At 71.3% G+C, this 15,496-nt stretch carries 11 protein-coding genes; 9 read left to right on the forward strand and 2 right to left on the reverse strand.

What is annotated here, in order from left to right; genetic code table 11:
* Positions 1 to 8 precede the first annotated feature (8 nt).
* Entirely contained in the window at positions 9 to 191 is a 183-nt protein-coding gene (locus tag CP981_RS35715) for a hypothetical protein (protein ID WP_143659026.1), read from the forward strand.
* Positions 192 to 293: 102 nt separating this feature from the next.
* A complete protein-coding gene (locus CP981_RS38280) occupies positions 294 to 626 on the forward strand; it encodes a hypothetical protein (protein ID WP_190837276.1) in 333 nt (110 codons plus the stop codon).
* Between the two features lie 55 nt (positions 627 to 681).
* On the opposite strand, the gene CP981_RS35725 is transcribed toward CP981_RS38280, so the two are convergent.
* Entirely contained in the window at positions 682 to 2,229 is a 1,548-nt protein-coding gene (locus CP981_RS35725) for an AMP-binding protein (protein ID WP_085927595.1), read from the reverse strand.
* A 502-nt stretch (positions 2,230 to 2,731) separates the two neighbouring features.
* On the opposite strand from CP981_RS35725, the gene CP981_RS35730 reads away from it, so the two are divergent.
* Complete coding sequence (locus CP981_RS35730; RefSeq protein ID WP_085927596.1) at positions 2,732 to 4,816, forward strand: SpoIIE family protein phosphatase; 2,085 nt, start codon at positions 2,732 to 2,734, stop codon at positions 4,814 to 4,816.
* Positions 4,817 to 5,157: 341 nt separating this feature from the next.
* Positions 5,158 to 6,609, forward strand: coding sequence for an APC family permease (locus CP981_RS35735; RefSeq protein ID WP_244329945.1), 1,452 nt, complete (start codon positions 5,158 to 5,160; stop codon positions 6,607 to 6,609).
* Positions 6,610 to 6,666: 57 nt separating this feature from the next.
* Here CP981_RS35735 and CP981_RS35740 read toward each other — a convergent pair whose 3' ends face one another.
* Positions 6,667 to 7,005, reverse strand: a complete 339-nt coding sequence (locus tag CP981_RS35740) for a hypothetical protein (RefSeq protein WP_085927607.1) — start codon at positions 7,003 to 7,005, stop codon at positions 6,667 to 6,669.
* A 461-nt stretch (positions 7,006 to 7,466) separates the two neighbouring features.
* On the opposite strand from CP981_RS35740, the gene CP981_RS35745 reads away from it, so the two are divergent.
* From CP981_RS35745 to CP981_RS35770, 5 genes are all read left to right on the forward strand, one after another.
* Entirely contained in the window at positions 7,467 to 10,196 is a 2,730-nt protein-coding gene (locus tag CP981_RS35745; RefSeq protein ID WP_085927597.1) for a SpoIIE family protein phosphatase, read from the forward strand.
* A 50-nt stretch (positions 10,197 to 10,246) separates the two neighbouring features.
* Positions 10,247 to 10,645 carry an SHOCT domain-containing protein gene (locus CP981_RS35750; protein WP_085927598.1) on the forward strand — a complete coding sequence of 133 codons (399 nt, stop codon included), beginning with the start codon at positions 10,247 to 10,249 and terminating at the stop codon, positions 10,643 to 10,645.
* Between the two features lie 127 nt (positions 10,646 to 10,772).
* On the forward strand, positions 10,773 to 11,585 hold the full coding sequence (locus CP981_RS35755) for a DeoR/GlpR family DNA-binding transcription regulator (protein WP_167536186.1): 813 nt from the start codon (positions 10,773 to 10,775) through the stop codon (positions 11,583 to 11,585).
* Positions 11,586 to 11,697: 112 nt separating this feature from the next.
* Positions 11,698 to 14,118: a 4-hydroxythreonine-4-phosphate dehydrogenase PdxA gene (pdxA, locus tag CP981_RS39035; RefSeq protein ID WP_244329946.1), complete on the forward strand. Its 2,421-nt coding sequence runs from the start codon at positions 11,698 to 11,700 to the stop codon at positions 14,116 to 14,118.
* Positions 14,115 to 15,431: an MFS transporter gene (locus CP981_RS35770; protein ID WP_085927600.1), complete on the forward strand. Its 1,317-nt coding sequence runs from the start codon at positions 14,115 to 14,117 to the stop codon at positions 15,429 to 15,431. The genes pdxA and CP981_RS35770 overlap by 4 nt, the downstream gene beginning before the upstream one ends.
* Positions 15,432 to 15,496: the final 65 nt, after the last annotated feature.

Below are 15,496 nucleotides of genomic sequence, written 5' to 3' on the forward strand. Positions count from 1 at the left end.
CCCTGGTGGTGTCCGGCACTCTGCCGGTCGCGGTGGCGATGCTGCTCGCCTGGACGGTGCTGCTCGTGGTCCGGTGGCTGCCCCCGGTCCTGCCGCACCCGGACGGCACCGCCGAACCGCTGCACCGGGCGACCGGCCGCCCAGCCCGTTCACCAGCTCGCTTTACTGATTCATTGCCGCGACTGGAGTAATTCTTGGGGCCGTTGGAGTGGCTCTCCGCCGTGTCTGCGGGGTTTTGGGTGAGGCGCGGTACTCATCGAATGTCAGATTTCCTGCCACACAGGAGAAACGCAATGCGCAAGTACATAGGCCGCTCCGTGGCCACCGCGGCCCTTGCCGCCGCTACCGTCCTCCCGTTCGCCGGCATGGCTTCGGCCACCCCGCAGGCGCCGGCCACATCGTCAAACGGCGACCACCACGGTCGTCACCACCATGGTCGTCACCATCACCACGGGCACCACTGCCACCACCACGGCGGCTACAACGGCTTCAACGGCTTCGGCGGCTTCGGCGGCTTCGGCGGCTTCAACGGCTTCGGCGGTTACAACGGCTTCGGCGGCTGCGGCTACGGCAACTACGGCTACGGCTTCGGGGGCTTCCCCTTCGGCCTGCTGGGCATCCTCTGACCGGCAGTAGCACTGACAGGCCGCCGCAGCCCTTGGCTGCGGCGGCTCGTCGCTGTCATGCCAGGGTGCCGGCCTCCTGTTCGGCCTGCCGGCGCAGCTCCTTCTTGTCCGGCTTGCCCACATCGGTCAGCGGCAGCGCCTCGACGAAGGTGATCCGGTGCGGCTCGTACATCGCACCGCGCTCCGCGCGGACCTTCGCCCGCAGCTGTTCCCCGTCGACCTCGCTGCCGGGCGCCCGCACCACCACGGCGTGCACCCGCTCCATCCGGTCGGCGTCCCGGACACCGAACACCGCGCTCTGAAGTACCTGCGGGTGCGAGTTCAGCAGGTCCTCCAGCTCCGTGGTGTACACATGGCCGCCGACCACGACGATCATGTCCTTGAGCCGGTCGACGATGGTCAAGTACCCCTCGTCGTCGAGGAATCCGATGTCCCCCGTGTGCAGCCAGCCGTCCCGCAGGACCTCGGCGGTCAGCTCGGGCTGCTTCCAGTACCCCTTCATGATCATGGCGGAGCGCACACAGACCTCGCCGTGCTCACCGGCCGGCAGCGGACGGCCCGACTCGTCGCGGATCTCCACCTCGACATCGGACAGCACCTTCCCCGCCGAACGCAGCCGGTCGGGGCGCTGCGGGTCATGGTCCTCCTGGGTGAGCACGCTGATGCCGCCGGCCTCGTTCTGTCCGTAGCCCTGCATCAGCACCGGCCCGAACATCCGCACCGCGTCGGCTATCCGGGCCGGGGAGGCCTGGCAGCCGCCGTACGTCAGCATCCGCAGACTGGAGGTGTCGGTGTGCGGGGCGTCCGGGTGGTCCATCAGCTGATAGAGCAGCGGCGGCAGCAGGAACAGTTCGCTGATGCGCTCCCGTGCCAGCGTGGCGAGCACGGTGCCGGGCTCGAAGTCGTCGAGCAGGACGATCGTGCCGCCCACGTGCAGAGTCCTGTCGGCCATCGCGCCGGCGGCGTGCGCGAGGGTGGTGCAGACCAGCTGCCGGCGCTCGAACTCCGGCTGCTGCGGCAGCACTCCGTGGAACCAGCGCGCCTGCTCGAAGGTGGTGCAGATGCCCTTCGGGTGGCCGGTGGTGCCGCCGGTGTGGCGGATGGTGCACACATCGCCGGGCCGGGCCCGGCTGGCGAACGGCTCGTCCGACTGTCCGGCCGCCAGTTCCAGCAGATCCGCGCCCGTCTTCGCGGGGCCGAGGGTGAGGACGTCCGGCACCGGCGCCAACTCGGTGACCTCGGCGGCCCGTTCGGCATACCGCGGATCGACGATCAGGGCCCGGGTCTCGACATCGCGGACGATGGCGGCCTGAGACTCGGCGGACAGCTTGTTGTAGAGGTGGTTGACCCGGGCGCCGATCAGGTTGGCGGCGTAGCGGGCGGCGAGGGTCTCCGGGAGATTGCCGCTGAGCAGGGTGACGGTCGCTCCGCGGTCGACGCCCCGGGCGCGCAGGGCGCGGGCCAAGCGGTGGATGAGTGAGCGGAGTTCGCCCGCGGTGACGCGGCGGCCCTGGTGGACCAGGGCTTCGCGCGCCGGGTCGGCGCTAAGCGCATCGAGGTTCTCCTCCACGTAGGTACGGAATGTCCGGGCGGCGATGGGCATGATGTAGGGCTTCCTCCTGACGCCGGCGGGTGCGGGCACGTACGCCGGGGTGTTTAGTTGCTAGAGGCAACCAAAGTCAGAATAGTCGCTGGAGATCGACATCTCCAAGTCGGCTGCCGGGTACGGGGCGAGCGCCGGTCACGGGCCGCCGCGGCCTGCCTTGCGGTGCGTGGTGGTCACCGGTCGCGGCGGGCCTCCGGCGCCCGGTGATCACTGACTGCGGTCGGCCGCACGACGGACGGTCACCGTCCCGGCTGCCCCCTCGGAACCCGTCCGGAATCATCGCCCCGAATATCGTCAACGTGGTCGCCGACCTGGGAACCCGCGTCGGATAATGCTCCCTCGCGCACGGGGCGCGGACACCCTGCGGATCTCGCTCTCCCTGCGGGTCCGTCCCGTGTCGAGGGATGATGGGGAGCAACGGAAGCACAGCGAGAACCGGCCGATGTACGGAGAGCGCCACGGCTGTCGGTCTGCGATGACCGATGGAAGGAGTGCCTGGATGGGTGCGACCGACGCGTTCCCCGAAGGTGCTGCCCAGGTGGGGGCCACACCCGGGCAACCCGGCGGCCTGCTGGACGTGCTGGGCGTCGCCGCGGTGATGCTGGACGCGGACGGACGGATAACCCTCTGGAGCCCGCAGGCCGAGTCGCTGTTCGGCTGGACCGCGGAGGAAGCGCTCGGCCGGTCCGCCGCGCAGCTGCTGGTCGGACCGGAGCACTTCGATCTGGTCCTGGGCCTGTTCTCCCAGGTCATGGCGGGCGGCGAGAGCTGGGCCGGCGTCTTCCCCGTCCAGCACAAGGACGGCAGCACCCGCCTGGTGGAATTCCGCAATATGCGGCTGCTGGACGAGCGCGGTGAGTCCTACGCCCTGGGCATCGCCACCGATCAGGCCGTGCTGCGGCGGGTCGAGCGGGACCTGGCGCTGTCCGTCCGCCTGGTGGCCCAGTCGCCGATCGGCCTGGCTGTCCTGGACACCTCGCTCCGCTTCGTGATGGTCAACCCGGCGCTGGAGCGCATCAACGATCTGCCCGCCGACCAGCACATCGGCCACGATGTCCGGGAGACGCTGTCGTTCCTGGACACCGACACCATCGTGTCCAGCATGCGCGCGGTCCTCGACACCGGCACGCCACTGCTCGACCAGTACACCGTCGGCCGCACCGCCGCCGACCCGCACGCCGAGCGGGCCTGGTCGGTGTCGTACTACCGGCTGGAGGATGCCCACGGCCGGGTGCTGGGGCTGGCCACCTCCGTCGTGGACGTCACCGAGCAGCACCGGTCCGCCACCGAGGCGGCCCGCGCCCGCCGGCGGCTGGCCGTCATCGCCGACGCCTCCGCCACCGTCGGCACCACCCTCGATGTCGACCAGACCGCGCACGAACTCGCCGACGTCATCGTGCCCGAGCTGGCGGACCTGGCCGCGGTCGATGTCCTCGACGCCGTACTGAACGGCCGGCGCCCGACCTCGCTCTCCCGTGGCGGCCCGGCCCGCTTCCGGGCGCTCGCCGTAGCGGCGGCCTACTCCACCGAAGCCGTCCGGGCCGCCGACCCCACCGGCCAGATCGCCTCCTACGAGGCCGACCGGCTGATCACCCGCTGTGTGACCGAGGCCCGTCCGGTGCTCGTCCCCCAGGTCAGCGAGGGCGACCTGCCGCACATCGCCGCCGACCCGCAGGGCGCCGCGCTCCTCGGCAAGGCCGGACTGCACTCCTACCTCGCCGTGCCGCTGATCGCCCGCGGTGAGGTCCTCGGCGCGCTGTCGCTGTACCGCGTCCGCAACCCGGAGCCGTTCGACGAGGACGATGCGGTGCTCGCCGTCGAACTGGCCGCCCGGGCGGCGGTGTGCATCGACAACGCCCGTTCGTACCAGAGCGAACGCCGCACCGCGCTCACCCTCCAGCGCCATCTGATGAACCACCGGCCGCCGCAGCCCACGGCGATGGAGATCGCCTACCGCTACCAGCCCGCCCAGGCGGCCAGCGAGGTCGGCGGCGACTGGTTCGACGCCATCCCGGTGGCCGGCGACAAGACCGCGCTGGTGGTCGGGGACGTGATGGGCAGCGGCATCAACGCCGCCGCCACCATGGGCCAGCTGCGCACCACCGCCCGCGCCCTGGCCGACCTCGACCTCGACCCCGCCGAAGTGCTCCGCCATCTCGACCACATCGCCGTCGGCCTCGACCCGGCCTTCGCCACCTGCCTGTACGCCGTGTACGACCCGCACCGCATGGAGTGCCGGATCGCCGTCGCCGGGCATCTGCCCCCCGTCGTCGTACGGCCGGACCGGGCGCCCGAGTTGCTCGATCTGCCCACCGGGGCGCCGCTCGGGGTCGGTGGCGTCCCCTTCGAGCAGACCACGGTGGCGCTGCGCGAGGGCGACCAACTGGTGCTCTACACCGATGGGTTGATCGAGACCCGGGACCAGCCCATCGACGCCCGCCTGGACACCCTGCTGGAGCTGCTGGCCGAGCCCCAGCAGGATCTGGAGGGCTTGTGCGATCGCCTCCTGCGCTCCCTGCGCGATGAGCACGACCACGACGATGTCGCGCTGCTCATCGCCCGCCCGCATACGCACAAGGACTGACGGGGCGGACGGGCGGCGCGGGGCCGGCCGGACCGGCCGCCGGGCCGCGAGACCGGCAACGGATCCGGCGGCGGCCCGCGGGAATCCGCACCCTCCGTCCGGCCGCGAAATCCGCTTGAATTCCATGATGGATCATGGATAAGCGTTCCGGGAGTCCCCTCTAGCTACGGATTTCGTTGTCCGCGGGCCTTAACGAGACCTTGACGTGAGTCGTCGGCAGGGGTTGTATTCGGTCACCAAAGCGGGGCCTGTGGGAATCCGGGTCCGCACCGTTTTGCGGCGCTCGTCCCCCGAAGTGCCACCCCTCATGCCGCCAGCACCGATGGGATACGGATACCGATATGCCCTACACGCCTGTTGCCCCCGCAGCACCCGAGCGGGACACCCGTAGCGCGACCGAGGGTGACACCTCCACCGGCCCCAAACTCACCCGGTCGATCGGTGTCGTCGGCGGCACCCTGCTCACGCTGTCCTGTCTGACCCCGGCGTCCTCGCTCTTCGTGATCGTGCCGGACTCCTTCGCCGGCCTGGGCACGGGCACCGCACTGACCATCGCCGTCGCGGCCCTGCTGTGTATCGGAGTGGCCTTCACCTACTCCGAACTCGGCACGCTGATCCCGAGCTCGGGCGGCGAGTACGCCATGGTCGGCACGCTCATGGGCCGCCTCGCCGGGTGGCTGGTTTTCGTGCTTTCGCTGATCGTCGTCATGATCGTGCCGCCCATCATCGCCCTGGGCACCGCCGACTATCTGGCGCCGATCGTGCACCTGGATCCGCAGTACACCGCCGCAGCCGTGATGCTGCTGGCCACCGCGATGGGCCTGCTCGACCTGCGCGCCAACGCCTGGATCACCGGCATCTTCCTGGTGCTGGAGGTCGTGGCCTGTGCGGTCGTCGCCTTCCTGGGCTTCACCCACACCCAGCGCTCCGCGTCCGTCCTCGTGCACCCCGTGATCGATGCCGGCGGCGGCCACAGCACCGCCGTCACCGCCGGGCTCATCGTGACCGGGCTGGCCACCGCGCTCTTCATCCTCCAGGGCTTCTCCACGGCCGTGTACCTCGCCGAAGAGATGGACAACCCGCGTCGCAATGTCTCCCGCACCGTGCTGTGGACGCTCGGCATCGGCGTGGCCGTCGTCCTGATCCCGGTGGTCGCGATCACCCTCGGCGCCCCCGACCTGAAGACCCTCGGCGCCGGTGACGTCGCCGGCATGGTGCAGGACTGGAGCAACTCGGGCATCGGCACCTTCGTCAGCCTCTGCATCGCCCTGGCGATCATCAACGCGGCGATCGTGATGGTGATCCAGAACTCCCGCGTGGTCTTCTCCTCGGCGCGCGACGCGGCCTGGCCGGCCGCCGTCAACCGCGTCTTCTCGCATGTGGGCCGGCGCTTCGGCTCCCCCTGGGCGGCCACCCTCGCGGTGGGCGTCCCCGGCGCGGCGCTGTGCTTCGTCAACCTCGACACCCTGAGCGAGGTCACCGGTGTCGCCGTCGCCGCGATGTATGTCTTCGTCGCCCTGGGAGCCCTGGTCTCGCGCCGGGGTAAGCACAAGCACCGGGCGGCCTGGCGGATGCCGCTGTGGCCGGCGGTTCCGGCGCTGCTGGTCATGGTGCTGGCGTGGGTGCTCTGCCAGCAGAGCGTCAAGAGCCTGGTGATCACCGGCGGCATCGTGGCCGCCGCCGCGCTGTACTGGGCGTGCTATCTCCGCCCGCGCCAGGAGACGCACTGGGTGATCTCGGTACCCGAGGATGAGCAGGCCCCGCCCGAGAAGCCCGCCTCGCTGCCCGTATAGGACGTAGAAGCCGCAGAACCGCCCGCCCGGAGCTTCGTGCCCGGGCGGGCCTTCTTGTTACCGCCCGGTGAGCCGGGAGAGCGCCAGCGCGTCCAGGAGGAGGCATACGTGGTCGACGGCGTCCCGCCCGGCGGGGCTCTCGGCCACCGGGGCGTCATCGAGCAGCCCGGCGGTTCCCCGCAGCAGGTCCAGCAGGCGCCCGGTCAGGTCGGCAGCCGGTTCCGTGTGCGCAAGGGCGGACCGGATCTGCTCGCTCGTGAGCGGCAGACCGGTTTCGAGGAAGTGGAACAACGCCACGGCGGCACGCCGGTCGGCATCGTTCGGCTTCCACAGTCCGAGCGCGTGGTGGTCGATGAGTGCGGCCGCCTCGGCTCGGATCTCCTCGGGAACATGCATGCCCACGAACGTCTCATACCGTCCCGACGGCGAGTGCGCGAGCAAGGGTGCCCCCGGGTCCGTCCTCGGGCCGCCACCGGGTTCCTGGTGAACCATGCTGACCAGGCATGTTGCGCCGGCGCTGAGCTCACCCGACCGGCAGAGCCCGATCAGGCAAGCGGCCGGGCCTGTGGCAAGAGTTACATGAACCCCCGGTGCCTTGGGCGATTTGTTCCCGATGTGGTGGCGCCCGGCCGCGGCCGGGTATGTCCCCTTAGTCGGAGAGGTTCGCATGTGTGCAGCAGGAAAACCTACCCGGGGGTCTTCCCGCCCTCTGGCGCCCCGCCACGGATCACGGGATCATCCTCGGAAAAGCCGTGAGGCCACCCGGCGGGACGGGACCTCGCGGACATGCCCTGGTGGCTGCTGCGCTCCGCATCGCGCGGCTCGCCCACCGTATGCGGGAGGTGTAGAAAGAGGACATGGCCGGACGCTACGGCCGCCCGCGTTCGGTTCTCAGGATGCGAACTGTCGCAGGTCAGGTCTTTCTCCTGCAGGTGGCGATCGTGGTGTTGCTCGTCGCCGCCGCCATCGCAGCACTGGTGCTGCAATCCCGGGCCGACGGAGACCGTGAAGCCCGCAACCGGTCCGTGGCCGTCGCAGAGGCCTTCGCGAACGCGCCCGGCATCGAGGCGGCGCTGAAGAGCGCCCACCCGACCACCGTGCTCCAGCCGCGGGCGGAGGCCGCCCGCAAGCGCTCCGAGGTCGACTTCATCGTCGTGATGAACACCCAGGGCATCCGCTACACCCACCCCATCGCCAACCGGATCGGCAAGAAGTTCGTCGGCACACTGCAACCGGCGCTGGCCGGCGGGGTGGTCACCGAGAAGATCACCGGCACCATCGGGCCGCTCGTCCAGGCCGTGGTGCCGGTCTTCAGCCACAGCGGCCCGGACAAGGGAAAGGTCATCGGGCTGGTCTCGGCCGGGATCACCGTCAACCGCGTGAGCGGTGTCGTCGATGACCAGTTTCCGCTGCTGTTCGGCGCCGCGGCCGGCGTCCTCGCGCTGACCACCGGCGGCACCGCGCTGGTCAGCAGGCGACTGCGGCGTCAGACCCACGGCCTCGGCCCGGCCGAGATGACCCGGATGTATGAGCACCACGACGCGGTGCTGCACGCCGTACGCGAAGGCGTGATCATCGTGGGCGGCGACGGCTGTCTGCTGCTCGCCAACGACGAGGCGCGCCGGCTGCTCGGCCTGTCACCGGACGTCGAAGGACGCCAGGTCGCCGATCTCGGGCTCGACCCCGCCACCGCCCACCTGCTGGCCTCGGGCCGGGTCGTCACCGACGAGGTCCACCCGGTCGGCGACCGGCTGCTGGCCGTCAACCAGCGCTCGACGGACCAGGCCGGCGGGCCGCCCGGCAGCGTCACGACGCTGCGCGACACCACCGAGCTCCGTGCGCTGACCGGCCGCGCCGATGTGGCCCGCGGCCGTCTGAAGCTCCTCTACGACGCCGGTACCGAGATCGGCACCACTCTGGACGTGGTGCACACCTGCGAGGAGCTCGCACAGTTCGGCGCCACCCGCTTCGCCGATATCGTCACGGTCGACCTGGCCGAGGACGTGCTGATCGGAGAGGAACCCACGTCGCCCGGCGGCGCGACCGTCGAGATGCGGCGGATAGCGTCCAGAGGCGCCCCGCCGGACAGCGGCCTCTACCCCGTCGGCAGGCTGATCCGCTTCGAGCCGGCCACCGCCCTCGGCGCCGGCCTCACCACCGGCAAAGCGGCCCTGGAAGCGGATCTCTCGGCGTTCGCCGGCTGGCATCTTCAGAGCCCCGAACGCGCCAGGAAGATCGTCCAGCACGGTATCCATTCCAGGATCTCGGTGCCGCTGCGCGCCCGCGGCGTCATCCTGGGCGTGGCCATCTTCTGGCGCTCGAACGAGCCCGAGCCCTTCGAGGAAGAGGATCTCTCGGTCGCCGAGGAGCTGGTCGCCCGCGCCGCGGTGAGCATCGACAACGCCCGCCGCTACACCCGCGAGCACACCATGGCGGTCACCCTCCAGCGCAGCCTGCTGCCCCGCGCCCTGCCGGAACAGAACGCCGTCGAGGCGGCCTACCGCTATCTGCCCGCGCAGGCCGGCCGCGGCGGACTCGGCGGCGTCGGCGGTGACTGGTTCGACATCATCCCGCTGCCCGGCGCCCGGGTGGCACTCGTCGTCGGCGATGTCGTGGGCCACGGACTGCATGCCGCCGCCACCATGGGCCGGCTGCGCACCGCCGTCCACAACTTCGCCAACCTGGACCTGCCGCCCGACGAGATCCTCTGGCACCTCGACGAGCTCGTCACCCGCATCGACCAGGACGAGGGCGCCGAGGAGGCCGAGGGCTCGATCACCGGGGCCACCTGCCTCTACGCCATCTACGACCCGGCGTCCGGGCACTGCACCATGGCCCGCGCCGGGCACGTCCAGCCCGTCCTGCTGCGTCCTGACGGCACCGCCGAGGTCGCCGACGTGCCAGGCGGCCCGCCGCTCGGGCTCGGCGGTCTGCCCTTCGAGACCTGGCAGCGGCAACTGCCCGAGGAGAGCCGTCTGGTGCTCTTCACCGACGGCCTCGTCGAGGACCGGAACCGGGACCTCGACGAGGGCATGGCGCTGCTGAGCCGCACACTGGCCGATCACCCCGGCCGGACACCGGACGAGACCTGCGAGGCCGCGCTCGGTGCGCTGCTCCCGGACCGGCCCAGCGACGACATCGCGCTGCTCGTCGCCCGCACCCGGGTGCTGGACACCGCGCATGTCGCCGACTGGGACGTGCCGCCCGACCCCTCGGCGGTGGGCCAGATACGGGCCGCGGCGGTCCGCAAGCTGATCGAGTGGGGCCTGGCGGAGGAGGCGTTCACCGCCGAGCTGATCCTCAGCGAGCTGGTCACCAACTCCATCCGGTACGCCGCCGGGCCCATCCGCGTACGCCTGATCCGGGACACCTCCCTGATCTGCGAGGTCTCCGACCGCAGCAGCACCTCACCGCATCTGCGGCAGGCCGCCACCACGGACGAGGGCGGCCGCGGGCTCTTCCTCGTCGCCCAATTGGCCGAACGGTGGGGGACCCGTTACACGACCAGCGGCAAGGTCATTTGGACGGAACAGGCCCTCACCGGCCTGGATGTGGTCGCGGTCGAGGCCGACGGCGAGGATCCTTGAGCTGACGGAATGGATGAGCTCGGGGGCTCCCAGCGCCATAGGAGGCCGTGATGGACTACCCGCTGCTCAACGCGTTCTGGACCATGTGCCTGATCTTTTTGTGGGTTATGTGGCTGATCCTGCTGTTCCGCATCATCGGTGACATCTTCCGCAGCCAGGACCTCAAGGGGTGGGGCAAGACCGGCTGGCTCGTCCTGGTGATCCTGCTGCCCTTCCTGGGCGTCTTCGTCTATGTGATCGCCCGCGGTCACGGGATGAGCGACCGGGAGATCGCCCAGGCCGAACGGCAGCAGAAGCAGATGCAGGACTATCTGCGGAAGACCATGGCGACCGGTGACGACGAGGCGAGCCGGCATGCGGATTCCCTGGCGAAGCTCGCCGAGCTCAAGAACCACGGCGACATCACCGAGGAGGAGTACCAGAAGGCCAAGGCGAAGGTTCTCGCCTGACCGCCCAGCCCCTGAGGTGGCGCCCGCCGCTGCCTGCGCGGCTGCTACTCTCGAATTGCGCGAAACACGCAACTTGAGAGGTCCTTCGGGACGCCGGTAGCGACGGCAGGCAGAGGCGGGCAGTGACGTGACCAGTGGGGAACGCTCGGCCACCCGGCGACGGCGCGAGCGGATGGTGGAGCTGCTGGGCGCCGGCGACATCAGCGTGCACGATCTCGCGGCGGAGTTCGATGTCTCACTGTCCACCGTCCGCCGCGACCTGGCGACACTGGCCGCCCTCGGCCGGATCACGCGCACGTACGGCGGCGCGGTCGATCACCGGGCCGCCGAGCGGTCCTGGCACGACAAGGAGCACGAGCAGCGCGGCGAGAAGGACGCCATCGCCCGCGCCGCGGCAGCGCTGGTCCGCAGCGGCGATGTCGTCCTCCTCGACGCGGGCACCACCGTCGCCCGGCTGGCGCATGAACTGCGGGACCGCGGCGACCTCACCGTCGTCACCAACGGCCTGTCCACCCTGGTCGAGCTGGCGGACGCGGAGGTGGAGGTCGTGGTGCTCGGCGGCCGGCTGCGGCGTCCCAACGAGTCGCTGCTGGGCACCCGGACCGAACAGGCGCTGCGCCGGCTCACGCCGGACATCGCCTTCCTCGGTGTCGACGGTCTCGACCCCGGGCGGGGCATCAACTGCCCGGACCCGGAGCAGGCCGCGCTGAAGGAGACGATGGCCGGGTGCGCCCGGGCCGCCTGGGTGCTCGCCGACCACTCCAAGCTCGGCGGGGGAGGGGGCTTCCCCTACTGGGCGCCGATGCCGGCGGGGACCGGCCTGATCTCCGGGGGCGGGGAGCGGGAGCTGGCCGCGTTCACGGACGCGGGATGGTCGGTGCACCCGTCCGCGGTGAGCCCCGCGGACGGCGCCGGGGGCGCCCCGCTGCACACCTCTTGACAGCCCGTTCGGCGAGTCGCCACTCTGAATTGCATGAACCGCGCAACAAAAAATGCGTGGTTCGGTCACTTCGGGGTCGGTGGCGACACCGGAGCCGACGGGAGGAGACCGGGTGGCCCAGGTGCTCGTCATCGGAGACGACCTCACCGGCAGCAATGCGACCGGTGCGCTCTATGCGCGACAGGGCCTGCGGGCCGTCACCGTCGGCGACCTCGACCGCGTCACGCACTATGCGGACCGGGTGGACGTCCTCATCGTCAACACCGCCTCGCGCCACTGGAGCCCCGCCCGCGCCTACGCGGCCGTCCGGGCCGCCGCCGAAACCGCGGGTCCGGCGCCGCTGATCGTCAAGCGCGTCGACACCACCCTGCGCGGCAATCCCGGCAGCGAACTCGACGCGGTGGTGGATGCCCTCGCCGCCCGTGAGCCCGCGGCCCGGATCCGGACCCTGGCCGTCCCCGCCTTCCCCGACGCCGGCCGGACCACGGTGGGCGGTCTGCATCTCGTCGACGGCGTACCGCTGACCCGTACGGCCGTGGCCCACGACCCGTTCGACCCGGTCCGGCATGCCCGGGTCGCGTCCGTACTGGGCGCCCAGAGCGGGCGCAGCACGGCCGAACTGGCCCTGGACGTGGTGGAACGGGGCCCCGGCGCGGTGGCCGCGGCATTGCGCGAGAGCCCGGCCGACATCGTGGTCTGCGACGCCACCGAGAACGCACATCTGCGCACCGTCGCGACCGCCGCGGCCCGCCTTGCCGCCGAGGACCGTATCCGCTGGGTCGCGCTGGACTCCGGACCGTTCGGCGCCGCCCTCGCCGCCGAGATGGGCCTGCGGACCGAAGGCGGCGCCCCCGCCACCGTCCTGGCGGTCGTCGGCAGCGTCACGGACCGCACCCGCACCCAGCTCGCCCGCACGGAAACCGCGCTCGGTGCCCGCTGGGCGGACCTCGATCCCGCCGCCCCGGACCCCGACCGGGTGCTGACGGCACTGCGCGCGGCGGCGGGGGAGGGCGCCACGGTGCTCGGCGTCCGGGTCGCCTCCGAACCGCCGACCGCCGCGGGTTCCGCCCCCGTACAAGATCCCCGGACCGCGGCCCGCCTCCTGCGCGCGCTGGCCGAGGTCGCCCACCGTGCGGTCGTCGAGTTGCGCCCCGGCGGGCTGTACGCCTCCGGCGGCGACGTCGCCGCGGCGGTCACCTCCGCACTGGGCGCCGACGGTTTCGCCATCGAGACCGAGGTGCTCCCGCTCGCCATCGCCGGACACCTGGTGGGCGGCCCCCACGACGGACTGCTCTTCGCCACGAAGGGCGGCCTGATCGGCGGCCCCGACGCCGCCCGCGACTGCCTGGAACACCTGCGCGCGGCCTGCGCGCGGCCTGCGCCCGGCACACCCCCGGCCCCACGTTCAGCGCGAAGTGAACACCGCACCCCGAAAGGCGATCCCATGACCGACCCTCAGCCCGCGACCGGCCCCCGGGCGGACCGTCACCGTCCGGATGCCGACGGCCCGCTGCCGCTCCTGGCCGTCACCTTCGGCGACCCCGTCGGCATCGGCCCCGAGATCACCGCGCGCACCCTCGCCGACCCCGCGACCACCGCACTCGGCCGCGGACTCGCCGTCGGTGACGCCGCCGTACTGCGCCGCGCCATCGCCGTCTGCGGTCTGGACGTCGAGGTCAACGCCGTCGGCGCGCCCGGCGAGGCACGGTTCGAGCCCGGCACCATCGATGTGCTCGACCTCGGGATCGCCCCCGCCGACCTGCCCTGGGGCACCGTCGACGCGGTGGCGGGCCGCTCCGCCGTGGCCGCGATCGAGGCCGCGACCCGCGCCGCGCTGGCCGGTGAGGTGGACGGCATCGTCACCTCGCCGATCAACAAGGAGGCCATCTGGGCGGCCGGTTCGGAGCACCTCGGCCACACCGAGATGCTCGGCGAACTCACCGGTGCCGCCCACTTCGACACCATGTTCGTGGTCCGTGGCCTCAAGATCTTCTTCACCACCCGCCATCTCGCCCTGCGCAAGGCCCTCGACCAGATCACCGAGGAGCGGGTCGCGTCGAGCATCCGGCACGCCACCACCGCACTGCGCGTCTTCGGCCATGACGAGCCCCGGCTCGCCGTCGCCGCGATCAATCCGCACGGTGGCGAGGGCGGCCACTTCGGCGACGAGGAGATCACCGTCCTGCGCCCGGCGGTGGAGAAAGCAGCCGCCGAGGGGCTCGGCGTCGTAGGACCGATCCCCGCCGACTCGGTCTTCCACCAGGGCCTCGAAGGGCGCTTCGACGGCGTGCTGTCGCACTTCCACGACCAGGGCCATATCCCCGCCAAAACCGTCGACTTCGACGGCACCGTGTCCGTCACCGTGGGGCTGCCGATCCTGCGGACCTCCGTCGACCACGGCACCGCCTTCGACATCGCGGGCAGCGGCCGCGCCTCGCACGGCACGATGGCCGCCGCCTTCCGCGCCGCCGCCGGCTTCAGCCGCTGCACCGACCGGATCCGGGCCGCATACGGAACGGCGGCCGCCCGGTGACGCAAGCCCGCCCGATCCCGCAGCCGTCCTCCCCCGCGACCCCCGCCAAGCGCTGGGCATACGTCATTCCGGTCGCCGCGATCATGTACATGCTGGCGTATCTCGACCGGAACAATGTCTCCGTCATCCTCCCCTACATGCACGGCGATCTGGAGCTGTCCAACGCCGACAAGGGCCTGGTCGGCGGCGTCTTCTTCGTCGGCTATGTCTTCCTCCAGATCCCGGCCGCGATCCTCGCCCAGCGCTGGAGTGCCCGGAAAACCGTCGTCATCCTCATGGTGGCGTGGGGGCTGGCCGCCTCGCTGTCCGGTCTCGTGCAGACCAAGTCGCAGTTCTACGCGGCCCGTTTCGTGCTCGGCTTCTTCGAAGGCGGTGTCTGGCCGGCCGTACTCATCCTGCTCGCCTCGTGGTTCCCGCTGCGCGAACGGGCCCGTGCCAACGCCCTGTGGATGGCCTGCCTGCCGCTCTCCTCGGTGCTCATGGCGCCGCTGTCGGGGTGGATGCTCGACCATGCGAGCTGGCGCTGGGTGCTGGTGCTCCAGGGGGTGCCGCCTCTGGTGTGGGCGGTGGTCTGGTGGTTCGCGGTCGCCGACCGGCCGGCGCAGGCCCGGTGGATCTCCCGCGCCGAGGCCGACCACGTGGAGCGCTCGATCGCCGCCGACGAGGCCGCGAAACCACCGGCGGGCAGCGGCTCGTACCTCGACGCGGTCAGGCAGAAGTCCGTACTCGTCCTCATCGGCGTCTACTTCTTCTGGATCACCGGCTTCTACGGCTTCAATCTGTGGCTGCCCTCGGTCATCAAGGAGCTGACCCACAACGGCTCGTCCACCGAGGTCGGGCTGCTCACCGCGATCCCGTTCACCGTCGCCCTCGGCGTGATGATCGCCAACGCCGCCTGGTCCGACCGCACCGGCAAACGCCGCCAGGCGGTGGCCGTCCCGCTCGTCGTGGGCATCGTGGCCCTGCTGCTGGGGCAGGCCGTGGACGGCGCCCTGCCGCGGATGCTGCTGTTGTGTGTGACGGCCGCGGCGGTCTACGCGCCGTACGGCCCGTTCTGGGCGATCCCCGGCCAGTTGCTGCGCTTCGAGGTGGTGGCCGTCGCCATGGGCCTGATCAACGCCCTGGGCAATCTCGGCGGCTTCGCCGGCCCGTATCTGGTCGGCTGGCTGACCGACGCCACCGGCTCCAGCGTGACCGGCTTCGCCGTACTCTCCGGCTTCCTCGCCGTGGCCGTGGCACTGGTGACGCTGGGCCTGCGCACGGGCACCCGCCCCGTACGCCGACTGTCCGACCAGGCGGCGGAAGGGGCCTGACGAACCATCGCGTGCCCTCTCAGCAGTTCTGTCTGTTCAGGCTTCTCGTGTACGACGCCCCCGCC

The sequence above is a fragment of the Streptomyces platensis genome, assembly GCF_008704855.1.
GTDB classification, from domain to species: domain Bacteria; phylum Actinomycetota; class Actinomycetes; order Streptomycetales; family Streptomycetaceae; genus Streptomyces; species Streptomyces platensis.

Coding starts and splice junctions, on each gene's coding strand:
- CP981_RS35725 (WP_085927595.1), bottom strand. CDS start 2,229: ATGCCCATCGCCGCCCGGACATTCCGTACCTACGTGGAGGAGAACCTC.
- CP981_RS35735 (WP_244329945.1), top strand. CDS start 5,158: ATGCCCTACACGCCTGTTGCCCCCGCAGCACCCGAGCGGGACACCCGT.
- CP981_RS35740 (WP_085927607.1), bottom strand. CDS start 7,005: ATGCATGTTCCCGAGGAGATCCGAGCCGAGGCGGCCGCACTCATCGAC.
- CP981_RS35750 (WP_085927598.1), top strand. CDS start 10,247: ATGGACTACCCGCTGCTCAACGCGTTCTGGACCATGTGCCTGATCTTT.
- CP981_RS35730 (WP_085927596.1), top strand. CDS start 2,732: ATGGGTGCGACCGACGCGTTCCCCGAAGGTGCTGCCCAGGTGGGGGCC.
- CP981_RS35745 (WP_085927597.1), top strand. CDS start 7,467: ATGGCCGGACGCTACGGCCGCCCGCGTTCGGTTCTCAGGATGCGAACT.
- CP981_RS38280 (WP_190837276.1), top strand. CDS start 294: ATGCGCAAGTACATAGGCCGCTCCGTGGCCACCGCGGCCCTTGCCGCC.